This window comes from Luteimonas sp. Soil_C_16 (assembly GCF_057657295.1).
This window is the reverse complement of sequence record NZ_JBDGIS010000004.1, coordinates 25,107-49,754: the sequence shown is the minus strand read 5'-3', so window position 1 is coordinate 49,754 and position 24,648 is coordinate 25,107. Positions and strand designations below refer to the sequence as shown.

Sequence of the window (24,648 nt, the reverse complement as noted above, 5' to 3'; positions counted from 1 at the left end):
CCCGACCGACCGCGCCCATGTCCGACACCAAGTTGCCGCCGCCGTTGCCGGCGCGTCCCGTCGACGGCCCGGGTTCGCCGCGTGACGTGCCGCCATTGCCGGGCACGTTGCCGGTCGATCCGGCCACGCTGCCCGGCCCGATCCGGGACGAACTCGAGGCGCCCGATCCGCTGGCGATCGATACGTCCGCCGAGGAATTGAAGGACGGCCTCAACCGCTGCCCGAAGTGCGGCGCGACCGACATCCGCCAGCGCGCAGGCACCGACATCCTCGTGTGCCTGTACTGCCGCAACGAATGGCATGGCGAGCGCGTCGAGGAAGCCTTCGGATTCGGCGAGGGCATCGCCGATCTGCGCGGCACTGTCATCGCGTCCGGCGCGCGCGACATCGAGGCCGATGCCGCGAGTCTGATGACCTTCAAATGCGCCGGCTGCGGCGCGGAAGTGACGGTCAATACCGAAAGCACGATGACGGCGCGCTGCCACTGGTGCCGCCACGTGTTCGGCGTCAACGAGCAGATCGCCAACGGCGCCGTGCCCGACGCGGTACTGCCGTTCCACATCCGCAAGGACGACGCGGTCGCGCGCATCCGCCAGTTCGTCGACAAGCGGCGGATGTTCGCGCTCAAGGCGTTCAAGGACGAGTTCACGCCGGAGAACGTGGTTGGCGTCTACCTGCCTTACATGATCGTCGACGGCAGCGCGAGCGCGTCGGTGGCCGGCAAGGGCGAGATCAAGACGCGCCAGTACACGCGTGGCACGAACAACAACAAAAAGACGTACTACGACGCCGACGTCTACCAGATCGAACGCCACGTCGAGTTCACCGTCGACGACCTGCCGCTGGAATCGTCCACCGAGCGCGGCAATCTGGACGTCAACGTCAACACCAACAACATCATCAATACGATCCTGCCGTTCGACACCAAGAACGCGGTGAAGTGGAACGCGTCCTACCTCTCAGGTTTCACGTCCGAGAAGCGCAACAGCAACGTGCAGCAGCTGCAGCCGCGTCTGGAAGACCAGCTGCTGTCGATCGCGCGCGCGCAGGTGGAAGGCACGACGCGACGCTTTGATCGCGGTGTGCGCTGGGAGCAGGAACAGCTCGACGTGCACGGCACGCGCTGGGTCTCGATGTACCTGCCGGTCTGGCTGTACTCGTATCACCAGCCCGGCCGGAACGGCGGCCTGCTGCACTACATCGCGGTCAACGGCCGCACCGGCGAAACCATGGGCAGCGTGCCCGTGCAGCAGTGGAAACTGCTGCTGGCCGCGTTGACCGCCGGCACCTTCATCGAGGGCATCGCGATCATGATTCTGGTGGGCATGTCATGAGCGACGACAGTGGACTGTGGCTGCTGCTCTCCGGCCCCGCCGGTGCGACCGCGCTGTACTGGGCGCTGTACCGGTTCTACCGCAACACCGACAAATCGCACGCCTTCGAACGCGAGACCAGCATCGACGCCAAGCCGGTGACGGGCAACGACGCGAAGGTCGGCACCATCACCGGCACGCAGGCCACGCGCATCCAGGGCAACAACGTGGGCGCCTATCGGGCGCGGGTGCGGCGCGTGCCGGGCGAAGTTGTGCGCAACGTGGACGACGGGCCGCCCGAAGGCTAGCGCCCGGGACACCCGTGCGTGCGTGTCACGGGTGCTGGATCTCCGCACGACGGGAGCGTGGCATGGCGTATCGCATCAGACGCAGGGATTCGAAAGCGCGGACGTCGCTGCGCCGTATCGCGCGCGAGCAGGTGCAGGCGGCGATCCGCAGCGTCGACACGGCTGCGGTCGACACCGCAGGTGCCATCCACGACGTGCGCAAACGCATCAAGAAGATCCGGGGCCTGCTGCGTCTGGTGCGTCCATCGTTCGGCGGATACCGGGACGAGAACGCGGCCTTCCGCAGGATCGCGGCGCCGCTCGGCCCGAAGCGCGATGCCGATGTACTGATCGAGACCTTCGAACGCGTGGCCGCGCATGCCGGGGCAGCGCACGCGGACGCGGTCGGCTCCGTGCGACAGCTGCTCGTGCAGCACGGCAAGGTGGTCGAGACCGCACACGATCCCGACGCCCTGCTCGATGCGGCGAAATCGGAACTGCAGGCTGCGTTACTGCGCATCGCGACCTGGCGGCTCGCCGATGACGGATTCGAGGCGTTCGAGGCAGGCCTGACCTCCAGCTACCGTCGTGCCCGCAAGGCGATGCGCGCGGCCGGCGAAACCGGCGAAGACGAGGCCTTCCACGACTGGCGCAAGCGCACCAAGGACCACGCCTTCCACCTGCGTCTGCTGCAACCGGTGTGGCCCGGCCCGATGCGCGCGATCCATGTCTGCGCCACGGAACTGGGCGACACGCTCGGCCTGCATCACGACCTCGCGGTGCTGGCCGACCACTTGCATGCGATGACAGGCGTGGACGCCGGCGTCGTCGCTGCACTGGAGGCGCCCCTCCGGGCACAGCAGCGCGCACTGGCGAGTCGCGCGCACGCGCTGGGCACGCGGCTCTATGCGGACTCGCCCGCGTAGCTCGCGGGCAGCTGGCGTCGACGCCATGCGGCGTGGCGTAGCGGCATCTGAGCGCATGCGCGTGATACGCGCCGGCGCCGGTCGCGTGCAGCCGAGAACGGGATGTTCACCGGTGCGGCTTAGGATACGGCGGTCCGCGAACCGGCCATTGCCGCGGTGTCGCGACGGGATTCCGGATCACCACCACCTCAAGGAGATGCCATGAAGCACGTGCACATCGTCGCCCTCGCCAGCTGTCTGCTGGCCATCAGCCCGCAGGCATTCGCCGAAGTCGTCAACCTGACCAACAGCGCCGACGGGGCGAATCGCGACGCCGGTCTCGCCGCGGTCAAAGAGAAGCTGCAGGCCGCCTGCACCGACCGCAAGGGCACGCCCGATGTGGACTCGTTCGAGGTCGTGTTCGAACGCACCAGCGAGAATCCCGACGTCCCGAAGCCCTACTACGTGGACGGGAAGATGAAGTGCGAGCTGCCTGCGGGCTGAGTCATCGCACGCATCTGAGCCAGAAAAAAGCCCCGCACTGCGGGGCTTCTTTTGTGCGGATCACGGCGGATCAGCGGCGCGCTGCGAAGAACGCGACCAGGTTGCGGAACGCACTGGAGAAATACAGTGCGTAGCTCTTCTGCTCGACGTAGCCCAGATGCGGCGTCGCGATCACCGCGTCGTTGTGCAGCAGCGGTGAGGTCGCCGGCAGCGGCTCCTGCTCAAACACGTCGAGCGCCCAGAAGCCCGGTCGGCCGGCCTGCAGCGCGCGCTCGACTGCGCCGCGTTCGACGAGTTCCGCGCGGCTCGTGTTGACCAGCAACGCGGTCGGCTTCATGCGCGCGAGGTCGTCACCGGTGACGATGCCGCGCGTCGCATCGTCGAGACGCAGATGCAGCGAGAGCACATCGGCCTGCGCGAAGAGCGCCTCGCGCGATTCGGCCACGGCGACACCGTCAGCGAGCGCCCTTTCCAGACTGCCGGCACGCCCCCAGACGCGCACCTGCATGCCGAATGCCTTGCCGTAGCCGGCGACGAGCCGGCCGATCCTGCCGTAGCCCCAGATCCCGAGCACATCGCCGTGCAGCGTGCGGCCGATGCGCTCGTGTCCGGGCTGCGTCGCACTCGATTGCCACACGCCGGCCTGCAGCTGCGCGACGTACTGCGGCACGCGGCGATAGGCCGCCATCACCAGTGCCCAGGTCAGCTCGGCCGGTGCGGTCGGATCGCCCTCGCCTTCCAGCACGGCGATGCCGCGCGCCGCGGCCGCGGCGAGATCGATGTGTCGACCGGCCTTGCCGGTCTGCGAGATCACCTTCAGCGCCGGCAACCGCGCCAGCAGTGCGGCGTCGATACGCGTGCGCTCGCGGATGAGCACGATTGCATCGAAGCCGGCCAGCGCGTCCGCCAGTGCATCGCCTTCGAGTATCTGGTTGAACACGGTGACGTCATGACCATCGAGCAGCCGGAAGCAGTCGAGCCGGCGCACGGCGTCCTGGTAGTCGTCGAGGATCGCGATCTTCATACGCGCGCGCCAGACATCGCGGGCGCACGGATCATGCGTACAGCGCCGCGTAGCCGGCGCGATCGACCTGGCTCAGCCCCAGCCGGTCGAACTGGGCCCACATGCCCTGCCAGCGGCCGGCATCGCGCTGCATGGGGCCGACCAGACGCGGACAGGTGTCGGCGATGATCGCGTCCATCAGCGCGGTGGCCTCGGTGCCGCTGTAGGCGTACCAGAGCGCAGCGGCCTGCGCGGGATCGTCGCGGCACAGCGTCGCGCCGCGCCCGATCAAGCGCGTCACGGTCGCCACCACGTCGGCATGTTCGGCGAGGAACGCCTGCGAGGTGAAGAGTTCCAGCGCCGAGAAGTTGTGCAGACCCACCTCGTGCGTGGCGATGAAGTGCGTGTCGAGCCCCGCGAGCCGCGCTTCGACACCTTCGAAGTTGGCGAAGCACAGCCATGCGCCATCGAAGCCCGCACGCAGGTTGGCGAGATGCTCGAAGCCCGCGCTCTCGATCACGACCTGCGACGCATCGAACGCCGCGCCCTGCTGCACGCACCAGCGCGACAGGATCTCGACGGCGATCGCATCCGTCACGCCGCCCGCGACCGGCGACGCCAGCCGGACCGTGCCGCCTTCGAGCAGCCGCTGCCCTGCTGCCCGCTGCAGCAGGATGCCGCCATCGGTCTCGAAGAAGCAGCCGAGCGCCCGGAGGCCCGGCCGGTCCGCATCGATCATGTGCAGCGGCTCGTTGCACGCGAACGCGACGTCGCCGCTGACCGTCGCCGCCAGTCCGTCGTAGTGATCGTCGGGCACCAGCAGCTCGAGTTCGAGGCCCGCCTCGCGATACCAGCCCAGCTGGATGCCGGCGATCAGCGGCAGATGGTCGGGATTGAGGAACCACTCGAGGGACAGCTGGAGCTTCATCGTGACGACTCGGTCGAATGCGGGCTGCACAGACTAGACGACGGTGCGTCCGTGGGCAGCACGATGACGATGCGGGATGACATCGGGACCGCCGCGACGCCTCCGCGCCGCGCGCTCAATCGTCCCGCGCGAACCGGATCACCAGGCCCGCGCGATCGTCCGTCGCCCAGATCGCGCCATCGTGGGCGACCGCCAGACCCACCGGCGAGCCCTGCGGGCGCACGCCGCGCTTCAGGCCCCAGCCCGGCGTCAGAACCACCGGCGTGGCCGCAGGGCCGGCGCCGTAGGCGCGCATGCCCTGCCCGTAGACCGGAAAGCGCGGATTGGCATCGGGCGTCGGCACGCCGCGCGCATCGACCGCGAAACTCGCGATGCGGCCGCCCACCGAGCGATGGCCGTGCCAGCTCATCAGCAGCCGTCCCTGCAACGCGGGAAACATCGCGCCCTCGTACCACAGCATGTCCAGCGGCGCGGCATGCGGCGGCAGCAACAGCGCAGGCGCGGTGTGCGCGTCGGAACGGCACCAGTCGGCCCTGTCGCGCCACGCGGGCGTGGCCTGCGCGGTGTCGGCGCAGTAGGGCCAGCCGTAATGGTGTCCGGCCTCGATGATGTTGAGTTCCTCGAACGGCGACCAGCGGCTGTCGAAGTCGTAGCTGTTCTCGCCCTGCAACACGGTGCCCGACGGATGCACCGCGAGCGCCAGCGCGTTGCGCAATCCACGGGCGAAGACGGTGTAGTCCGACGACCAGCGCCCGTCGCCGTCGTAGCGATACCGGCGCAGGCTCGCGGCATCCTCGGCGCCCTCGCTCTGTGCGCACAGGCCCGACGCCGTTTTCGCATCGGGGCCGGTGCACTGATCGCTCGGCGCGCCCACATTGACCAGCAGGTCGCCATCGGGGAGGAACACGAATTTGGACAACGGATGGCGATGCACGTGCAGGCGGTTGTCGGGCAGGCCGCCGATCACGTCTTCGATGGTGTCGCCCGGCCTCTCCGCATCGGGATCGAAGCGGACAATGCGGCTCATCTCGCCGACGTAGACGCGGCCATCCGGGCCGCGTGCGATCGCGTGTGGCAGATGCAGGCCGTCGAGCACGGGCTGCACCTCGACCGCGCCATCCGCGCCGGTGCGCAGCCGCCACACCCTGCCGCGCGTGCCGTCCCAAGCGCCCAGATCGGTGACCAGCCAGGTGTCGGCATCGAGCTGCAGCAGCGAGCGCGGCAGCCGCAGCGTGCGCGACGGCGCCTCCGTCGTCGGCCCGACCACCAGTCCCGCGCACATGCCGCGCATCGTCTCGATGGCGAGGCGCGGATAGCCGCCGCAGGTGCCCGCGTCGACCGCGTGGCGCTCGCGCGCGGCGCAGGCCAGCACGGGCAACCCGCACAGCACCAGCAGCAAGCAGACACGCAGGGTTCGCAGCACATCGATTCCCGGCATCGTGGATCCGCGCATTGTGGGCCAGACGCTCGATGGAGACGCCGGCAAGGACGTGCCCTCTGGCTGCGTGGTGGGTGCGTGGAACGGCGCACGTCCGCGCCGCATCCCGTTCATGCCGCGACAGTGCGCGATCAGCGTTCCAGAACCTGGGCGAGCGCTTCGTCCTTCTCCTGCCAGATCGCGTTGATCCATTGCTGGAACCGGGCGCGTTTGGCGCGATCCTCACTGTCTCCGCTGCGGAGAATGTCGTGGGGCATCGGGCGTTGCTTCACGTCGATGTGCACGGCGGGCACGCGGCCCGCCAGCAGGTCGACCATGGTCGGGCGGCCGCCGGGATAGGCGATCGTCACATCGATGATGCCGTGCAGGGCATCGCCCATCGCGTCGAGCACGTAGGCCACGCCGCCCGCCTTGGGCTTGAGCAGATGCCGGTACGGTGAATCCTGGCGCGCGTGCTTCTCCGGAGTGAAGCGCGTGCCTTCGACGAAGTTCATCACCGACACCGGGATGTCGCGGAACTTCTTGCAGGCCCGGCGCGTGGCCTGCATGTCGCGGCGTCCCAGCTCCGGGTTACGCACGATCTGCGCCCGCGTGTGGCGGCCCATGAACGGAAAATCGAGTGCCCACCACGCCAGGCCCAGCAGCGGCACCCAGAACAGTTGCCGCTTCAGGAAGAACCGCATCAGCGGAATGCGCCGGTTGAACACCTTCTGCAGTACCACGATGTCGACCCAGCTCTGGTGGTTGGCCAGCACCAGATAGTGTCCATCGGCTTGCAGCCCCTCCAGACCGGTGACCTCGAAACGCGTCCCGCTGTAGCGGTCGACCAGCCAGGTGTTCACCGCGATCCAGCGCTCGGTCAGCCCGGTGAGGACCGAATTGCAGGCCAGGCGCAGGCGCGCGGACGGCAGCACCGCCTTGACCAGGGCGGCCGCGAGCAGCAGCGGCACGTGTACGACGGTATTGGCCACGACGGCCAGAAAGATCAACGCAACGCGGAGCGAGGTCATCGGACGGGACAATTCGAAGAAAGGGCGAAGGAGAGCGAAGAGATGGGGCGACGTTGCGCGATCGCGCCGCCGGCCGGGCGATCAGCCGTAGAAATCCACGCCGATGATCTTGCAGACCTCTTCCTCGTTGTAGCCGTGGAAGCGGCGGCCGCGCGTGGTGTGCGTCCGCGCGAACAGCTTGCCGTTGGCATCGGTCCGCTCGCGCTTCTCGTTGAGCAGCCATTTGGCGTAATCGTGCGTCAGGTTCCGCTCCCGGGTCGGGTCGCGCTTCATTCGGGCCATCGTCCACATCCTCAGGTCTGATCCGCGCGCGCCCTGCCGGGCGCGTGCGGCGCACAGGATACGCGGCTGGCGCGTGCGTGGCGTGGCCGGGCTGCGTGCGCGACGCGCCCGGCAGACCTGCGCCGGTGACGTCCGCAGCGGCGCATCGCGAGTCCCGGCATGCGGGTACGCACACGCCCGCGGCGCGCGGCGGCACCCGAAGCGGTCTGGAGACGGTGCGCGAGCGGTCAGGGCATCAGATAGCCGGTGACATTCTCGGCCTGCCGCGCGCCGTCGATCGCGAGCAGATCCTTGAGGATCGCGGTGTGTCCGGCGCCGGCGATCACCAGTACGCGATGACCGGGCGCCGCGACTTTCTGCACGTTGGCGTACATGCGGAAATTGCGATGCCACCAGCTCGCCGCCGCATCGGCGCCGACGAAGCTGCCGCCGGCGTCGACGGCGTTGGTGAACAGGTAGAGATCCTTGTTCTCGCGATCGCGTTCGGCATCGTTGGTCAGACGCAGCAGCTCGTGCAAGGGTAGCGTGGTCTGCTCGCGGGTCGTGCGCGCCGACAGCGCTGCGAACACCGCATCCATGGCGACCTTCTGCGCCGGCGCATGCGCATCGACGTACGCGAACAGCGGTTCGCCATTCCAGTGCACGTCGCCCTCGTCGAAACAGGTCACGCCCGGCAGGCCCGCCGCCTTCGCCACACGGAACCCGATCTGCTGCGTCTCGTCGACGGTCAGCGCTGCCGTCCCGTCGCGCCACGCGGCGTAGGCGGCGTCCTGTTCCGGTTGCGCGGACGGTTCGCACTCCACCAGCACATCGGTGGGATGGAACGCCGCGATGCGCGTCGCCAGGCCCATCAGATACGCCTGGTTGTCGTCAGTCGTGACGTCGACGACCTCCGACTTGACCACGTCCAGGCCGGGATTCTCGAAGTGGAACACGCCCAGCATCATCACCTTGGCCGGTTCGGGCGACGGCGGCGTCGCGTGGGCGTCCGCGCAAACTGCGGCGGTGGCGATCAGGAGTGCGGCGCAGGGCAATCGAAATGACATCGGGCAGCTCCGTCGGCGGCAAAGGCCCGTCTGCACCGTGCAACGGGTCCGGCAGGGACCAACCTACGATGCGCACCCGGACTGCGCACATGCCGGAAGTCGCGGGATCCAAGGGCATGGGGCAGCGTTCGCGCATCGCTCACGCTGCCGGGCGTACACGGGCGATTCCGACACCATCGACACTCGAGGACGCGGACATGAAACTCGTCACCAGCCTGAGCTTCCAGGGGCAATGCCGCGAAGCATTCGAGTTCTACGCCCAGGTGCTCGGCGGCAGGATCACGGCCGCGTATCCCTACGGCGACGCGCCGCCCGGCATGCCGATCACCGACGCGAAATACAAGGACTGGCTGATGCACTGCTGGCTGGAAATCGGCGATCAGGCATTGATGGGCGCCGACATGGATGTGGCCTGGGCATCAAACATCGCCAAGCCCAAGAACGGCTTCGACGTCAGCCTGCACACCGACGACATCGCAGAGGCCAGGCGCTGGTTCGAACAGCTCTGCCAAGGTGGCCGTGCCGTCATGCCCTTCGCGGCGACATTCTGGTCGCCCGGATACGGCGCGCTGGTGGACCGGTTCGGCGTGCCGTGGATGGTGAATACCAATCCGTCGACACCGGCCTGATCGACAGCGCGGATTGCCGCGCGCGGCCACGGTCCGGAACGCCCGTCAGACGATCTCCTGCCGTCGCAGCTGGCGAAGACCCAGCTGGAACGCCACCGCGCCGATCACCGGCGACAACAGCACCGCCAGCCGCTGCGCCTCGACGGTCTGCGCGGTGATCGACACCGTCGGGTAACTCCAGGGCACCCAGACCCAGAGCCTGGTCGCGGCGAGCTCCATGCCGACGAACGTGGCGACCACCGCGATCGACAACGGCGGTACGAGGCTGCGGAAGTGCCAGGCCAGACCGTGCTGGATCGCCAGCATCGGCAACGCGGCCACGGCCGGGGCCCACAGCACGCGCCACGAGCGCAGGTCGAACGCGCCGGTCAGGTCGTAGCCGGCCCGGCCGAACGCCCAGAGCGCGAGCACGATCGACACCAGCAGGATGACGTGGGCGCACAGCGTCAGTGCGATCGCCAGCAACGCCTTGGCGATGTAGAGCGTGTCCACACCGATCGGCAGGCTGAGCATCAGCCGCCATGTCTGGTTGCGATGCTCGTGGCCGTGGATGAGGCTCGTGACGAGCGCGACGAACAGCGGCAGCATGAAGTAGGCCCAGGTCGACACGACATCCGACCAGAACCGCGCCATGTCCGCGCCGGTCATCTCCGGCGGGTCCCACGCCCGCAGCGTCATCAGGAACATGAAACCCACGATCGCCAGCGGACAGACCAGGGTCATCACGAGCACGAGCGAGCGCCGGATCTTCAGCAGCTCGACCAGAAACAGCTGACCGATCATGGCGCGTCGCCCTCGGCGCCCGCGGTGTCCAGGAACCATTGCTCCAGGCTCGGTTTGCGGTGTACCGACTCGAACAACGTGAGGCCCGCGTCCACCAGCATGCGATGCACCTGCCCGGCAGCCTCGCGCGTCACCTCCGCAATCGCGACGCGCCCTGCCCCGTCCACCACGGCCGCGTGACCACCGGCCTGCAGCACGGCGGCTGCGCGCGCCGGCGCATCGACATCCAGCGACAGCACACTGGGCAATGCACGGGTCAGATCGCGGATCGACGCCTGCAGCCGCACCGAGCCGGATCGCAGCACCGCCATGTGGGTCGCGGTCTTCTCCACCTCGTCCAGCAGATGGCTGGAGAAGAAGATCGTGCAGCCGGCGCGCTCGGGCAGTGTCGACAGCAGACGGCGCATGTCCTGCATGCCGTCCGGATCGAGGCCGTTGTTCGGCTCGTCGAGTACCAGCAGGCGCGGCTTGCCGACCAGCGCGAACGCGAGCGCGAGCCGCCGCTTCATGCCGAGCGAGAAATGCGCGATGCGCTGACGCCGGTCGACTTGCAACCCGACGACGTCCAGCACGCGGCCGATCTCGGTGGCGGGCAGACGCTTGAGGCGCGTCGCGATCGACAGGAATTCGTGGGCGGTGAGATTGGGGTACGCGCTGGGGGCTCCGATCAGGCAGCCCATGTCGGCGAGCACCTGTACCCGTTCGCGCCGGATGTCGCGGCCCAGCACCTGCACGCTGCCGGCATCGGCATGCGCGAGACCGGCGATCAGGCGGATCGTCGTCGACTTGCCATGCCCGTTGTTGCCGAGAAACGCGAACACACTGCGTTCGGGCACCTGCAGATCGAGTTGCCGCAGCACAGGGTGGTGCCCGAAGGACTTGTCGACGGCACGCAGTTCGATCGCAAGCGACATGGAGGCACATCCTTCCGTGGACACGACAGATCAGAGGCCTCACGCATGCGAGGCACCAGATCAGACCGCGCGTGCGGGATTTGGTTCATCGCGTGCGGCATCCCCGTCTGCAGGTCCGTCTGGACACACGTCGATGACGCATTCGCTGGAGGCGTGCAATCCGCAGATCGATGGGCGAGTGCACAGTTGCAGAACCCACCTGCGCCAAGCGCCGGGGTTCGATCGATACAGGAGCCGCAGGTGGTCTGATGGATGCCGAGTCGACATCCGGCGCGTCAATCCGGCCGAGTCATTGCTGACTCAACGCGTTCGCAACTGGCGCCAGCGCGCCGGGTTCCACTCAGCGATCGCCTTCGCCGCTCCAGTCGTAGGAGATCGAGGTCGAGCCGTCCGCATTCTGTTGGACCTGCACGTCCTCGATGCCGTCCTTGCTTTCCAGCTGTTCGACGATCGCATCCGCCAGTGCGGACTGCTCGCCCGGGGACATGTCCGCAGGCAGGGTCAGCTCGCCACGCTGGCCGAGGTTCTCGTGGTTCACAGCGGGATCGGTGCGGATCGCGAGATTCCAGAACTGCGTTTCATCGCCGGTGCTGGTGAAATACACCTCGCCGGTCTCGGTGTTGTAGATCGTCTGCGACATGCCGATCTGGTTGTCGCCATTCGCGGCCGAGTAGTACCCGTCGATCTTTTCGAGCTGATCGCCCAGCGCGCCACGATCGCCGGCACCGTTGGTGTACAGCGCGATCTCGCCACCGAATGCCCCGCCTGCGCCGTAATCCCCCTTCCACAGCTCCAGCCGGTATTCGACATCGCCGACGGTGAAAATCATGACGCTCTCGTCGAGATCCATGCCGAGTCCCTTGCCGGCCTGGTCGTAGATGTCGTGGAAACCGCCGTAGCTCTGGATCGACGTTTCGTTGGTCGTGTAGATGTCGTTGCGCGCGTCGTATTCGAAGCCGAACGCCTGTCCCACCGGCCCCGCGATCCAGCGGTTGCCCATGGCGATGTCCATCGCATTGCCGATCGCGCTCTGAAGACCCGGCACCTGCGCCGTGACGTCGGAGACCTTCGGCCCCTCGGGACCCAGCAGCCAGTCGACGAAGCCGGCCGGATTCTGCTGCAGCTCATGCTGGATGCGCACGGCCTCATTGCGCCCGTGGAGTGCCAGATTCAAAGCCACCGCGCCGGGACCGCCGGCCTGGTGGACGGCGGCGCCGACTTCGAACGCGGGCGCCAACACTGTCGCGGCGACTGTGGGCGGAAGCAGGTAGGCGTCAACGGCGTAACCCAGAGGATCCGACGCCAGCGACTGCACGCCACTGACCACCGCGTCCTCCACCATCTGTCCGAAAGCCTCGCCCAGCGCATCGATCCTGGGCTGGACAGCGCTCTGGTAGGTCTGGGCAGTCGTCTGGACGAAATCACGGACGGCATCAACGATCGCATTCATGGGGACGGTCCAACAGGCGGCGACACGTCGAGCGTAGCGTTGCGCGCGACGGTGCATCACTCGGGCGGACCCTAGACCGCCCGAGTGGATGCATCTTCTGCCCCGTCGCGTCCGACCAGTCAGAAACCGCTGGTCGACACCGGCGCTTTCAGTTCCAGCGTGAAGTCGGTCGGTGGCGTCTCGCCCAGCAGATGCTCGACGAAGTAATCCCACATCCGTTGCGTGTAGTACGCGTCGGTCCGGAAAAAGCCGTGGTCGCGGTTGGGCAGATACAGCAGGTCGTACGGCTTGTTGGCCCTGGTCAACGCGTCGATCAGCTGCAGGGTGGTGGTCGGTGGCGCGTTCTCATCGAGCTCACCGTAGACCAGCAGCAGTTTGCCTTTGAGCTGCGACGCCAGCGGCAACGAATCGAGCGGCGCGTAGTTCAGCGGGATCGCCTGCGGATCGGGCGCGGCTACGCGCCCATTGCCGTAATCAGGTGCCGGGAACAGGCCTTCGACCGAGTAGAACCCCTGGAAATTGTGCGGGCCGGCAGAGGAGACCGCGACCTTGAAGAAATCCGGATAGCTCAGGATGCCGCGCGCGGACGTGTAGCCGCCGAACGAATGGCCGTAGATGCCGACCCGGTCGAGATCGAAGGTGCCGTAGCGCGCGGCCAGCTGGCGAATGCCGGCGACGTGGTCTGCAAGCGCCGGTTCCGCGAATGCCTCGTAGCTGAAATTGTTGAAGGCCTTGGAGCGGCCGGGCGTGCCGCGTGCATCGATGGTGACCACGATGAAGCCGAGTTCCGCCAGGCTGGCCCGCGCACGCGGATTCAACGCGGCGACGGCTTCCTCGTAGGCCGGCGCAGCGTTGATCACCTGGGGCCCGGCATAGATCGCATCGATCACCGGGTACTTGAGCCCCGTCTGCATGTCGCGCGGGAAGTAGACCGAGCCCCAGATCGGCGTACGGCCATCGGCGGACAGCAGCTTGACCCGCGTCGGCGCGCGCCAGCCGGCGTCGATCAGCGCCGACACGTCAGCGGTTTCCAGCGTGCGCACCACCTGGCCATCCACCGCCGAACGCAGCACCGTCACCGGTGGCTGCTCGAAGCTCGACCAGGTGTCGACCAGCCATTTGCCATCGGGCGACAGGCCCGCAGTCGAACCGGAGCCGGGAACGCCATTGCCGATCGGCGTACGCCCGACGGCGTGCACGCCCGCTTCCGGCGTGAGCAGTCGCGCCGCGCCGCCATCGAGCGATACCGCGTGCAGATGCACCTGGTACGGATCTGGATCCGCGTCGGTGCCGCCTGCAGTGAAGAACAGGTGTCGCTGCGCCACGTCGACGTCGATGAGGTCACGGACCGTGCGCTGGCCACTGGTCAGCTGGCGCGTCAGCGCGCCGGTCGCGAGGTCGTACAGATAGAGCTGCCCCCATCCGTCGCGTTCGGAGAACCACACCGCTTCGTTGCTGTCTTCGAGAATCCGCACGTTCGGCGGGCTGTAGACGAAAGCATTGAAGCGACCGATCCCCTGCGTCTGCTCACGCACGACCAGGCGCACTGCACCGTTGATCAGATCGATTTCCGCCAGTGCGATCTCACTTTGCGCGCGCGTCGCGGCGAGGCCCCAGGCGCGTCGACCGTCTTGGGACCAGTGGAAAACGGTCTGCGCGAATTGCCAGCCATCCGGCAGCCGCACGGCTGTTGCAGCCCGGGTCGCGACGTCCAGTACCACGACCTCGGGCATGCCGCGTTCGGCATCACCGAGCAATGGAATCCGCGGTAACCAGAGCTTCGGACCGTGGCTGCCGTCCTGCGGCACGGATTCGACGAAGGGATACGGCCGCACATTGCGCTCGTCGACGCGCAGGCTGATCAGGCGCTTGCCGTCTGGCGACCAATTCAGCCCGGACGGCGGCAGCGGCTGGCGCGCACGCATGCGTGGAATCGCGAACAGCGACGTGCCCGGCGGCGTGCCGTACGCAAAATGTTCGACGCCATCGTGGGTCAGTTGCACCGGCTTGGCGGCGTCGCGCGACTGCAGCCACAAATTGTGCTCGCGCACGACTACGCCGTGCTCGCCATCCGGCGACCACAGGACACCAGGCGTCGCAGGCACTGCAGTACCGGTGCAGACGTAATCCGCCAGCATGCAACGCACGCTGCGACCCGCGAGCGTGAGCGTGACATCCGTCGCAGTGATGCCGGTCACCGGCAGGTCATCGGGCAGCGCGGTGCCATTCACCGCGCGCACGACCGCCTCCCGCAGGCGTCCTGCATCGAAGGCGGGCACGCGTTCGCCGGTCGATGCGGTGACGATCACCCATTCCACACCATCAGCGCCGTCGCGCCGGTACCAGAAGCGGTCGCCACCCTCGATCCAGTGCGGCACTACGCGCGCATTGCGCATCTCGCCGGCGAGGTTGCCGTCGAGCACACGCGCAGCTCGGGCATAGGCGTCCGACATCTCTGCTTGCGAGTGCGATGACGCCGCTGCGCCCACCACGGGCAGCAGAACGAGCGCGATACAGGACACCATCGAACGGAACATTGCTGACGCCATTGCGCGGAATTCCCGGTAATCAAGGGTGTCCGGCACCGTAACCGAAAGCGGGCATGCTGCGATGTGCCGAACGTACGACATGCGTGGTGTCTGCATGCCTTGCAGCAGCAGGGCACGCCGCGACGACGTGCGGTGTGATCCCTCTACCCGCGCGCACTTCTATCAGGATGCTCGGCTTGGCTATGCTCCGCACGACCACGCCGCACGATAACGCCATGTCCCGTCCGCATCCGCTGCATCCCCTTGCCGCCCTGACGTGCCTGCTGGCGTGCGCCGTCGCGCCGCCCGTGCAGGCCGCGCCCGATCGCGACGGCGCGGTTCGCGTCTTCGAGACGGCGGACACGCTGTGCGAGCGCGACGGCGGCACGCTGTGGGGCGAATCGCTGTGCGGCCCGATCCTCGTCGTCGATCCCGCGGATCGTGCGGTCATCGCGAACCGTCAGGATCCCGGCGGTGTGCTCGTCGAGCAGGAGGGCGTCTTCGTCGGCACGTTGCCGGAGACGGCGATTCTCGCGAATACGCGCGTGGAGTGGTCGGGCTCGGACTGGACGCAACTGCTGTGGCCAGTGCCGCTGGAATCGAGCCTGCTGCGCGTGCTGCTGATGCACGAGATGTTCCACCGCATCCAGCCGACGCTCGGCCTCACGCGCAAAGAAGCCGGCAACCGCCATCTCGACACGCGGGACGGCCGCTATCTGCTGCAACTCGAATGGCGCGCGCTCGCCCGTGCGGCGCTGGCGGTCGACGCCGATGTCCGCCGTGCGCACGTCGGCGATGCGCTCGCGTTCCGCGCCGAACGCCGTCGTCTGTTCGCCGATGCGGCCGTTGAAGAAGCGGCGCTAGAAATCAACGAAGGCATCGCCGAGTACACCGGTGTGCGCCTGGGCCTGGCGCGCGACGAGGAGCGCCGCGCGTTCGCCGTTTTCGACCTCGCCCGGTTCATCGGCGCACCCAGCTTCGTGCGTTCGTTCGCGTATGCCAGCGGTCCGGCCTACGGACTGCTGCTCGACGACGCCGATCCCGTGTGGCGCAGCCGACTCGGCGCGGATGCCGACCTCGGCATCCTGCTCGCGCAGGCGCTCCGCATCGACGTCGCGGCGCTCGCCGATCTCGATGCCCGCCAGCGCCGTTACGACGCCGATGGCAGCCTGCGCAGCGCTGAGGACGCGCGTGACCGGGAGCGTCTGGCCCGGGTGTCGCACTGGCGCGCGACGATCGTGGACGGCCCGGTGCTCGTGTTGCCGCTGCAGCACATGAATGTCCAGTTCAATCCGCAGACGCTTGCCGCGCTCGACGACATCGGCACCGTCTACCCGACTCTGCGGCTGACCGACACCTGGGGCGCGCTCGACGTCGTCGAGGGCGGTGCGGCGCTGATCCACGCCGATTACACGCGTGCGACCGTGGCGCTGCCGCGCGACGGGGATGGCAGACGCGGCGAAGGCTGGACGCTGACCCTGGCGCCGCGCTGGAACGTGGCGCCCGGACCGCGCGCAGGCGACATGACGCTTGTGCGCGAGGCGTCTGCATCGCCACGCTGACCGGGTGCAGATACAGGCGCGAAAGGACGTTGCAGGTGCCCCCGCGAACTTGACGCATCGCCGATGCGACATTCCAATGGGTCCGCTCTGTTGTCCGTTCCGACCCGCCGGTTTTCGCACCGCGCCTTCTGGAGACGCCATGCGCGAGACCCGACCATTTCCGCATTCCGGCCTGCGTGGCCGACTGCACGCCTGCATCGTCCACCCGCGCGTGCAGACGGGCATTCTGGCGCTGATCATCGTCAACGCCGTGCTGCTGGGCCTGGAAACCTCGCCGGGGATCATGGCCGCGGCCGGCGATGTGATCCGCGCCGTCGACAGCGCGATCTTGACGGTCTTCGTCATCGAGATCGCGATCCGCCTGTATGTGCACCGCGCGCAGTTCTTCCGCGATCCGTGGAGCCTGTTCGACTTCGCCGTCGTCGCGATCGCGCTCGTACCGGCCACCGGCCCGTTCTCGGTGCTGCGTGCATTGCGTGTGCTGCGCGTGTTGCGCGTGCTGACCATCGTGCCGTCAATGCGCCGCGTGGTCGGCGCCCTGCTCGGCGCCGTGCCAGGGCTGCTGTCGATCGGCGCGGTGTTGCTGATCATCTATTACGTGTGCGCGGTGATCGCGACCAACCTGTTCGGTGGCGCGTATCCGGATCGTTTCGGCAATATCGGCCGCTCGCTGTATTCGCTGTTCGAGATCATGACGCTCGACAGCTGGTCCACCGGCACGACGCGTCCGATGATGGCCGAGTTCCCCTACGCCTGGGCGTTCTTCATTCCCTTCATCCTCGTCGCCAGCTTCACCATGCTCAACCTCTTCATCGGCGTCATCGTCGATGCGATGCAGACCGTATCGAAGGCGGAGCACGACGACACGCTGGATGCGATCGACCGCACCCAGGATCACATCGAAGCCGAACTGCAGACGGAAGTGCGCGCACTGCGTGGCGAAATCCGCGAGCTGCGTGCGCTGCTGGAAACGCGCGGATCGCACTAATGCGTCGAGGGAATGTTGATGGCACGTGCGTGGACGGGACCGCATCGTGTTCGTCGCCTTGGGCTACCCTGCCAGGCTTGTCCGCAACGCCGAATCCCATGACCCGCCGATCGCTCCGCCACATCGTCTGCCTGTCCGTCCTGCTGCTCGCCGCTTGCGGCAGCCCGCCGCCCTACACCGGTGGCGACGTGCCCGAACTGCAGCGCATCGACGTGACGGCGGGCGACGGCGCGCCTGCGGCAACCGGCGATACGGTCACCGTGCACTACACCGGCTGGCTCTACGACCAGAACGCCACTGACAAGCGGGGCGCGCAGTTCGACAGTTCGCACGATCGCGGCCAGCCCTTCGTGTTCGAACTCGGCGCCGGTCGCGTCATTCGCGGCTGGGACGAAGGCGTCGCCGGCATGCGGCCGGGCGGTACGCGCGAGCTGCACATTCCGGCCTGGCTCGGCTACGGCGACAGCGGCGCAGGCGGCGTGATTCCGCCGGGCGCGTCGCTGGTGTTCGAGGTGGAATTGCTGGACGTGCGCAAGTAAGCGACGTGCGCATCCGCACGCGCTGGGACCGCGCGGTTTTCAGCGCTTGCGGAACACCACCACGTGCTGCCACGGCAATATGTCGGCGGTGCGCTCCCAGACCAGCGGATGCAGTGCCGCTTCCTTGCGGATCTGCGCTTCGCTCATCTTGTGCAGCGGCTTGATCGGCACGTCGTCGTCTTCGGCGCGGTACTCGACGAACACCACTCGCCCGCCGGGCCGCAATGCGTGCACCAGCGACTGGAGCACCTCGTGCGGGTATTCCAGCTCGTGATAGACGTCGACCATCAGCGCAAGATCGATCGACTCCGGCGCTAGTCCGGGATCGGTGGCGCTGGCCTGCACCGGCACGAGATTGTCGAGTCCCGGCTGTGCGGCCAGCTGTGTGAGCATCGCCACCATCTGCGGCTGCACGTCCACCGCGTAGATCGTGCCGCCGGGCGCCACCAACGGCGCCATGCGACGCGCGTAGTAGCCGGTGCCCGCGCCGACATCCGCGATCGCTATGCCCGGCTCCAGCGCCAGTTCCTGCAACAGCAGGCTGCCGCGCTCCTCGCGCTCGCGTTCCTCGCGCTCCAGCCACGCGGCGCCCTGCCAGCCCATGACGGCCGAAATTTCGCGCCCCTGATAGGTCTTGCCGATGCCGTCCGCGCTGCGTCGCACGGAACCGTACGTCGGCGCGTTCTCGGCAACGGCTGCGGCGGTCGGTGTTGCGGTCGATTGCGCAGGCGGCGGCGCAGAGCACGCCGGCCCCGTGCACACCATCAGCGTGAGTAGCGCGAATGTCGTGATCTGGCGCATGGCAGGGTTCCGGTCAGCTGCGGTGATGCCGAGGATTCGAGCCTGCACCCGAGGCCGCCATTGCGCGGTGATGCCGTTTGCGTCGCGCACATGCCGCTCGCCGCGCGGATCCACGCCGGCGCGGCACCGGCCGGACCGTCAGTCCTGTACCGCCAACGCCGGCGTCGCAAAGCCGAGGCCGGCGTCCGAGCCGTCGTAGAACGCATCGCTGCCGACATGCGCGCCGCCACCGGCCGCCGCCGCTGCGGCCTCGTCGCGGAACTCGCCGGCGATGCGGGTGATCTCGTCTTCGATCTCGAAGAAGGCATCGAGCACGGCCGGGTCGAAGGTCGCGCCGCGCAGTTCGCCCATCATCGCCATCGCCTGCGCGTGCGGGAACGGTGGCTTGTAGCAGCGTCGATTGACGAGGGCGTCGTAGACGTCGGCCACCGCCATGATGCGGCCCGACAGCGGAATCGCCGGGCCTTTCAGGCCGGCCGGGTAGCCGGAGCCGTCCCACTTCTCGTGATGCGTGGCCGCGATCTCCGCCGCCACCGACAGGAAGTTGTCGCCTTCGATATGGCGCGACGTGCTGAGGATGATGGTGCGACCGAACTCGGCATGCCGGCGCATCAACACCCATTCCGCTTCGGTCAGCGGACCCGGCTTGAGCAGGATGTGGTCGGGCACGCCGACCTTGCCGATGTCGTGCAGCGGCGCCGACAGGAACAGCAGGTCGATGTAGGCGTCGGTCAGCACGTCGGCGTAGCGGCCAGTGTCGCGCAGGCGCTGCGCGATGGCGCGCACGTAGTGCTGGGTGCGCTTGATGTGCGCACCGGTCTCGGGGTCGCGCGTTTCGGCGACCGCCGACATCGATTCGATCGTGACCTGCCGCGCGTTCTCGAGCTGCCGCCGCCAACGCCGCGCATGGCGCTGCTGCGCCCAGAACCGGATCACGGAGGCCGCGATCAGCACGGTCGACCCGACCAGCGCAGGCGCGGCAACGGGCAGCACGAGGCCGAAGGATTTGAAACCGGCGACCGCCAGTGCGCCGAGCGCGAGCATCATGCCCAGCGTCACGATCGCCACCGTCAACAGGCTGCGCCCCGCGACGAGCAGACCGCCCTGCAGCAACGCGATCACCAGTCCAAGCGCGAGCGCCGCGCCGGCGCCCCACTCCGGCGATCGCAACACGCGCCCTTCGAACATGTTCTGCATCAGCGCCGACTGCACTTTCGAACCCGAGAACGCGCGACTCAAGGCGGTGACGTGGCGATCGCCCAGGCCCACGGCCGACGACCCGATGACGACCACCTTGCCGCGCAGATATTCCGGTGCAAGTCGTCCCGCCAGCACGTCCACGGCCGAGACGCTGGCGTAGTCCGACGGCGGGCCATCGAAGCGCAGCAGCGCATCGCCGCTGCGATCGATCGGCACCACGTGCGATCCAAGCACGAGCGAGGGGCCATCGCGACCGGTCACCACTTCGCCGGACGACACGCCCAACGCCTGCATCGTGGTGGCCAGCGCCAGGCTCGGATGCAGTACGCCGCGATACTCGATCAGCAGCGGCAGGCGCCGCAGTACCCCATCGCCGTCGACCTGCATGTTGACGAAGCCGCTGACGCGGGTCTGCGCGCCGATCGCGTCGACGTTGTCCAGCACGCCATGTGCGCTGTCGAGCGCCAGCGTATCCAGCGCCCCCTCGAACCCCACGCCGGGACGCGTGGGCGTGGTCTCGCCGGTGCCGTGATCGAAGTAGAAATAGCGCGCGCCGACCACGCCGGCATCAGCCATCGCCTGGCCCAGGTAGCCATCGTTGTCGAGCAGGCCTTCGGGTACGCCGGTGATGGCGACATCGAGGCCGAAATCGCGCTGGAAGGTCTTCTGGATGTCGGCCAGCGACACCCGGTCCGCCTCGGGCAGCAGCACATCCAGCGCGATCGCCGACGGGCGCTCGGCGGCGATGCGCTCCACCAGCGCCGCGAGGCGGTAGCGCGGCCACGGCCATTGGCCGACCGCCGACAGGCTGACGTCGTCGATGTCGACGACCACCGTGTCCGGTGCCGGCATGCCGGTCGCGGTCGCACGCATCAACGTGTCGAGCGCGGCGTTGTCGAGGCGTTCGACCGGTGCGGCGCGCAGCAGCCCCGCCACGCCGATCGCCACGGCGATCAACACGCCGAGCACCAGCAACAGCAGGTCCTGCCGCCGACTCTGTCCGGCCGCGATGCCCGGCGGCTGGGCGCGCGCGTCTACACGGCGCATCGCATGCGCTCCGGTCGTGCCTCGGGCCGGATGGCCGCTTGCCTCACAGGATCAGGATCTCCGCGCGACGGTTGCGTGGCTCGGGCTTGCCGGGCGGCGTGGGCACCAGCGGCGACTTGTCGCCGAACCAGTCCAGCTGCATCGGCAGCTCCGGATCGATCTTCCGCAGCAACGCGGCCACCGCGCGTGCGCGTTCGGCCGACAGCTGCAGGTTGTAGGCGGGTGCGCCGGCGGAATCGGCATAGCCGAACACCGTGACTTCGGTCGGCAGGCGGTTGCGCACCGCTTCCAGCACCTCGGGCAGCTTCCGCCGGGACTCGGGCGTGAGCTCCATGCTGTCGAACAGGAAATTCAGCACGAAGCTCAGCGGCGGCGTGGGCTGCGCATCGAGGAGCGCGCGGTGTTTCGTCTCGAAGGCCTCGCGCGAGTCGGCCTTCGCCTGCGCGGGCGCAGCCGACGTGCCGGCGTCGACGCGGCCGTAGGCCTGGTCGAGCCGCTGCTGTCCATGCGCGTTGTGCACCACTACCGCGCCGACCTTGCCGTCCTGGTCGGGCAGCAGGGTCACGCGCGTGGGCGCAGCGGAACAGGCGGACAGGCATGCGGCCATCACGAGCAGCACGAAGACGTGCCATTGGCCGCGGCAGACGTTCGCCATGCTCAGTTCGCCTCGATCAGAAACCGCGTGCCGCGCACGCCCACCGTGGCCTGCGGCGTCTCCACCTTCACCGACTCCGGCGCCAGGCGGCCGATCTTGCCGGACTCGTAGATCGCCGAACCCTGCCCCATGTAGACCGAGAACGCGTAGCGGTTGGCCTTCGGCTCGAACACGTAGTCGCGCACGTGGACATCCGCGCCGCCGCCGAGCGTGAGCATCGTCCCGTCGCGGAACACGATCGATGCCGTCGCACCCGGCGCCGTGACGATGCGATCGGCCACCTGCAGTTGGGTGCCCGCTTCCGCGGCGCGCGTGGCGCTGGCTTGCACGATGCTGACGCTGCCGGAGACGCCTTTCACCAGTCCCACGTGCTGATCCGTCGCGGAGACGGGCAAAGCGCTGCACGCCAGCCATGCGGCAGCCAGCAAAGCCAATACCTTCGACATCGGTGTTCCCCTGATTGTGTGTACGCCCGGTCGGCGGCAGCGCGCCGGGCGGTGCCGCGTGGCCCGTTCCCCAAGCCATGCAGCACCGTCTTGAAATCGTTAACGGCTGCGGAGCAGGATGCTACAGAGGCCGTTTGTGATGACGATTTCACCGGCGTGCGCAATCGCGAACGACTTGACCGGGCGTCGGATTCTGCCCGCACGCATCGTCGGCGCGCGCCGACCGCTCAGTCGTGGCTGCCGGCGTCCGGATGCTGCGCATCGAACGTGTGCCGCGCCGCTTCGACCACCGCGCGATTGGCAATCGCCCACTCCCCGAGCGCCTGCACCGGCGCCAGCAGCGAGCGGCCCAGATCGGTGAGCGCGTAATCCACCCGCGGCGGAATGCTTGGGGTCACGGTGCGCAGGATCAGCCCGTCGCGTTCCAGGCCACGCACCGTCAGCGTCAACATGCGTTGCGAGATGCCGGTGATCTCGCGCTTGAGTGCGTTGAAGCGCTGCGGCCCCTGCCCGAGCTTCGCGATGACGAGGATGCTCCACTTGCTGCCCACACGCGCCAGCACGTCGCTGACGTGCATGCAGCTTTCGACGGTGTGTGCGGGCGGGTCGGTCACACCCATGTGCCTCCGGTTACCGGCGTGTGCCGTCTTGTGGAGGCTCATCTTGTAGCGCATCGTCGCCCCGGGCACAAATCGTAACCGAGGCACACAATGAAACTACTGCATCTCGACAGCGCCATTACCGGCGACGCTTCCGTCAGCCGCCGACTCACCGCCGACATCGTCTCAAGGCTCAAGGCCGCTGATCCCACGCTCGCCATCACCTACCGCGACCTGGCCACCGACCCGCTCGACCACTTCACCCTGGCCGCCGCCCCCGAGGCCGATGCGCCGGATTCCGCGCTGGCACAGTTCCTGGCCGCCGACATCGTCGTGATCGGTGCGCCGATGTACAACTTCGCGGTGCCCAGCCAGCTCAAGGCCTGGATCGATCGCATCCTGGTCGCGGGCCGCACGTTCCGCTACGGCGAGACTGGCGCGGTGGGGCTGGCGGGCGACACGCGCGTCATCGTCGCGATCGCGCGCGGCAACCGCTACGCCGGAGACGCGCCTGCCGCCGGGCAGGAACACACCGAGAACTGGCTGCGGACGATCTTCGGCTTCATCGGCATCTCGCCCGAGTTCGTCATCGCCGAAGGCCTGCTGCTGGGGCCGGATGCGAAAGACGCGGCGATGGCAGATGCCCGGTCGTCGATCGACGCATTGGCGGCTTGAAGCAGGACGCGCCAGTGGGACGCGCATCGAAGCTGGCGCGGTGACGAACGCATCGCACCAGCGTACTCACCGCTTACCGCATGCCGATGTCATCCAGCCAGCGCATCGCATCCTGCGTCCACCGGTCGCTGTCCGTGCCGTTCCGGCGCACGCCGAACGCGTGACCGCCGGTTTCGTAGCGGATGAGCGTCACGTTCCCACCGGCCTCGCGCAACGCCTGGTCGTAGACCTCCGAATACGCGACCGGGTCGACGGCATCGTCCTTCGCGTGGATGAGCAACGTCGGCGGCACGGCTGCGGACACCACGATGTCGGTATTGAGTGCTCGCGCCGCGGGCGAATCCTTGGGCCGCAGATTCTTGTGTTCCATCGTCATGTGTCCGGCGTAGACCGGAATCGCGAAGTCGGGCCGCAGGCTGACCGCGTCCGCGGCGTCGGCCGGTGCATACGTGCGGGATGCGAACGCCGTGCTCGACAGCACGGCAAGATTGCCGCCGGCGGAGAAACCCATCACGCCGATACGGTCCGGATCGACGCCCCACTCGGCCGCGTGATGGCGGACCAGCGACATCGCCCGCTGCGCATCCTGCAGCGCCATCGGAATGGCCGGCGACTCGTGCCGCTTCGTCACCGGGTTCCAGTTGCAACCCGTGTTGGGCACGCGGTACTTCACGAGCACGCAGGTGATGCCGGCATCGATCAGCCACTTGCAGACATCCGATCCGTACAGCCCCAAGCTGCTGTTCGGGCCGATGCCCAGCGCCTTGTAACCACCGCCCGGAAACACGAGCACGGCGGCACCCGGTACACGCGCCGCCTGCCGGTAGACGAGCATGCTGGGATGGGTGAGCGCCCACGACTCGTGCGCCAGCGCTGCGATCCCCGCCTGCAGCACCGGCGAATCGTCCGGCCACAGCGGCACCTCCCGCCAGTACGCCATCGATGGCGCGGCCGCCTGCGTGCCGTTGGGCGCCGGCACTTCAGTTGAAGGCGCACCCGGTACTACCTGCGCTGTGCCATAAACCGGCAGCACGCTGGCGAGCATCGCCCCGCCGAACCCGAGCAGAATCCGGATTGCACGTTTCATTGCACCCTCCTTTCGCAACCTTGCAAGCG

At 68.0% G+C, this 24,648-nt stretch carries 25 protein-coding genes; 9 read left to right on the top strand and 16 right to left on the bottom strand.

Going from position 1 to position 24,648, the window contains the following annotated elements:
• Positions 1-17 precede the first annotated feature (17 nt).
• From AC3A5T_RS08840 to AC3A5T_RS08825, 4 genes are all read left to right on the top strand, one after another.
• Entirely contained in the window at positions 18-1,334 is a 1,317-nt protein-coding gene (locus tag AC3A5T_RS08840) for a TFIIB-type zinc ribbon-containing protein (protein ID WP_487628247.1), read from the top strand.
• Positions 1,331-1,621: a hypothetical protein gene (locus tag AC3A5T_RS08835; protein ID WP_487628246.1), complete on the top strand. Its 291-nt coding sequence runs from the start codon at positions 1,331-1,333 to the stop codon at positions 1,619-1,621. The genes AC3A5T_RS08840 and AC3A5T_RS08835 overlap by 4 nt, the downstream gene beginning before the upstream one ends.
• Positions 1,622-1,683: 62 nt before the next feature.
• The gene (locus AC3A5T_RS08830; protein ID WP_487628245.1) at positions 1,684-2,526 is read left to right on the top strand and encodes a CHAD domain-containing protein; all 843 of its coding nucleotides are present in this window, start codon (positions 1,684-1,686) and stop codon (positions 2,524-2,526) included.
• A 201-nt stretch (positions 2,527-2,727) separates the two neighbouring features.
• Positions 2,728-3,009 carry a hypothetical protein gene (locus AC3A5T_RS08825; RefSeq protein WP_487628244.1) on the top strand — a complete coding sequence of 94 codons (282 nt, stop codon included), beginning with the start codon at positions 2,728-2,730 and terminating at the stop codon, positions 3,007-3,009.
• Between the two features lie 70 nt (positions 3,010-3,079).
• On the opposite strand, the gene AC3A5T_RS08820 is transcribed toward AC3A5T_RS08825, so the two are convergent.
• The 6 genes from AC3A5T_RS08820 to AC3A5T_RS08795 all read right to left on the bottom strand — a co-directional run bounded on the left by AC3A5T_RS08820 (position 3,080) and on the right by AC3A5T_RS08795 (position 8,716).
• Positions 3,080-4,033 carry a D-2-hydroxyacid dehydrogenase family protein gene (locus tag AC3A5T_RS08820; protein ID WP_487628243.1) on the bottom strand — a complete coding sequence of 318 codons (954 nt, stop codon included), beginning with the start codon at positions 4,031-4,033 and terminating at the stop codon, positions 3,080-3,082.
• A gap of 31 nt (positions 4,034-4,064) precedes the next feature.
• On the bottom strand, positions 4,065-4,940 hold the full coding sequence (locus AC3A5T_RS08815) for an ABC transporter substrate-binding protein (protein ID WP_487628242.1): 876 nt from the start codon (positions 4,938-4,940) through the stop codon (positions 4,065-4,067).
• 115 nt (positions 4,941-5,055) lie between these two features.
• Positions 5,056-6,378 carry a PQQ-dependent sugar dehydrogenase gene (locus tag AC3A5T_RS08810; RefSeq protein WP_487628241.1) on the bottom strand — a complete coding sequence of 441 codons (1,323 nt, stop codon included), beginning with the start codon at positions 6,376-6,378 and terminating at the stop codon, positions 5,056-5,058.
• 131 nt (positions 6,379-6,509) lie between these two features.
• Positions 6,510-7,388: a 1-acylglycerol-3-phosphate O-acyltransferase, YihG family gene (gene yihG / locus AC3A5T_RS08805; protein ID WP_487628240.1), complete on the bottom strand. Its 879-nt coding sequence runs from the start codon at positions 7,386-7,388 to the stop codon at positions 6,510-6,512.
• An 81-nt stretch (positions 7,389-7,469) separates the two neighbouring features.
• Positions 7,470-7,670: a hypothetical protein gene (locus AC3A5T_RS08800; RefSeq protein WP_332077102.1), complete on the bottom strand. Its 201-nt coding sequence runs from the start codon at positions 7,668-7,670 to the stop codon at positions 7,470-7,472.
• Positions 7,671-7,897: 227 nt separating this feature from the next.
• On the bottom strand, positions 7,898-8,716 hold the full coding sequence (locus tag AC3A5T_RS08795) for a DUF5694 domain-containing protein (protein ID WP_487628239.1): 819 nt from the start codon (positions 8,714-8,716) through the stop codon (positions 7,898-7,900).
• Positions 8,717-8,913: 197 nt separating this feature from the next.
• Here AC3A5T_RS08795 and AC3A5T_RS08790 point away from each other — a divergent pair, with 197 nt between their 5' ends.
• Entirely contained in the window at positions 8,914-9,345 is a 432-nt protein-coding gene (locus AC3A5T_RS08790; protein WP_487628238.1) for a VOC family protein, read from the top strand.
• Between the two features lie 45 nt (positions 9,346-9,390).
• On the opposite strand, the gene AC3A5T_RS08785 is transcribed toward AC3A5T_RS08790, so the two are convergent.
• The 4 genes from AC3A5T_RS08785 to AC3A5T_RS08770 form a co-directional block, all read right to left on the bottom strand.
• Entirely contained in the window at positions 9,391-10,128 is a 738-nt protein-coding gene (locus AC3A5T_RS08785) for an ABC transporter permease (protein ID WP_487628237.1), read from the bottom strand.
• Entirely contained in the window at positions 10,125-11,042 is a 918-nt protein-coding gene (locus tag AC3A5T_RS08780; protein WP_487628236.1) for an ATP-binding cassette domain-containing protein, read from the bottom strand. Before AC3A5T_RS08780 ends, AC3A5T_RS08785 begins: the two co-directional genes overlap by 4 nt.
• Positions 11,043-11,382: 340 nt before the next feature.
• Positions 11,383-12,492, bottom strand: coding sequence for a DUF4474 domain-containing protein (locus AC3A5T_RS08775; protein ID WP_487628235.1), 1,110 nt, complete (start codon positions 12,490-12,492; stop codon positions 11,383-11,385).
• A gap of 119 nt (positions 12,493-12,611) precedes the next feature.
• Complete coding sequence (locus AC3A5T_RS08770) at positions 12,612-14,945, bottom strand: S9 family peptidase (RefSeq protein ID WP_487628234.1); 2,334 nt, start codon at positions 14,943-14,945, stop codon at positions 12,612-12,614.
• Positions 14,946-15,256: 311 nt separating this feature from the next.
• Here AC3A5T_RS08770 and AC3A5T_RS08765 point away from each other — a divergent pair, with 311 nt between their 5' ends.
• The 3 genes from AC3A5T_RS08765 (at position 15,257) to AC3A5T_RS08755 (ending at position 18,109) form a co-directional block, all read left to right on the top strand.
• On the top strand, positions 15,257-16,582 hold the full coding sequence (locus tag AC3A5T_RS08765; protein ID WP_487628233.1) for a hypothetical protein: 1,326 nt from the start codon (positions 15,257-15,259) through the stop codon (positions 16,580-16,582).
• 139 nt (positions 16,583-16,721) lie between these two features.
• The gene (locus AC3A5T_RS08760) at positions 16,722-17,570 is read left to right on the top strand and encodes an ion transporter (protein WP_487628232.1); all 849 of its coding nucleotides are present in this window, start codon (positions 16,722-16,724) and stop codon (positions 17,568-17,570) included.
• Between the two features lie 98 nt (positions 17,571-17,668).
• On the top strand, positions 17,669-18,109 hold the full coding sequence (locus AC3A5T_RS08755) for an FKBP-type peptidyl-prolyl cis-trans isomerase (RefSeq protein ID WP_487628231.1): 441 nt from the start codon (positions 17,669-17,671) through the stop codon (positions 18,107-18,109).
• A gap of 39 nt (positions 18,110-18,148) precedes the next feature.
• Here the strand turns inward: AC3A5T_RS08755 and AC3A5T_RS08750 are convergent, their stop codons facing one another.
• The 5 genes from AC3A5T_RS08750 to AC3A5T_RS08730 all read right to left on the bottom strand — a co-directional run bounded on the left by AC3A5T_RS08750 (position 18,149) and on the right by AC3A5T_RS08730 (position 22,878).
• Complete coding sequence (locus AC3A5T_RS08750) at positions 18,149-19,024, bottom strand: class I SAM-dependent methyltransferase (protein ID WP_487628230.1); 876 nt, start codon at positions 19,022-19,024, stop codon at positions 18,149-18,151.
• Positions 19,025-19,048: 24 nt separating this feature from the next.
• Positions 19,049-21,157 carry a CHASE2 domain-containing protein gene (locus AC3A5T_RS08745; RefSeq protein ID WP_487628229.1) on the bottom strand — a complete coding sequence of 703 codons (2,109 nt, stop codon included), beginning with the start codon at positions 21,155-21,157 and terminating at the stop codon, positions 19,049-19,051.
• Positions 21,158-21,200: 43 nt separating this feature from the next.
• Complete coding sequence (locus AC3A5T_RS08740) at positions 21,201-21,812, bottom strand: OmpA family protein (RefSeq protein ID WP_487628228.1); 612 nt, start codon at positions 21,810-21,812, stop codon at positions 21,201-21,203.
• Positions 21,813-21,814: 2 nt separating this feature from the next.
• Complete coding sequence (locus AC3A5T_RS08735; protein WP_487628227.1) at positions 21,815-22,180, bottom strand: FecR family protein; 366 nt, start codon at positions 22,178-22,180, stop codon at positions 21,815-21,817.
• Positions 22,181-22,485: 305 nt separating this feature from the next.
• Positions 22,486-22,878: a winged helix-turn-helix transcriptional regulator gene (locus AC3A5T_RS08730; RefSeq protein WP_487628226.1), complete on the bottom strand. Its 393-nt coding sequence runs from the start codon at positions 22,876-22,878 to the stop codon at positions 22,486-22,488.
• A gap of 90 nt (positions 22,879-22,968) precedes the next feature.
• On the opposite strand from AC3A5T_RS08730, the gene AC3A5T_RS08725 reads away from it, so the two are divergent.
• A complete protein-coding gene (locus AC3A5T_RS08725; protein ID WP_487628225.1) occupies positions 22,969-23,532 on the top strand; it encodes an FMN-dependent NADH-azoreductase in 564 nt (187 codons plus the stop codon).
• Between the two features lie 73 nt (positions 23,533-23,605).
• Here AC3A5T_RS08725 and AC3A5T_RS08720 read toward each other — a convergent pair whose 3' ends face one another.
• Positions 23,606-24,619, bottom strand: a complete 1,014-nt coding sequence (locus tag AC3A5T_RS08720) for an alpha/beta hydrolase (protein ID WP_487628224.1) — start codon at positions 24,617-24,619, stop codon at positions 23,606-23,608.
• Between the last annotated feature and the right edge of the window lie 29 nt (positions 24,620-24,648).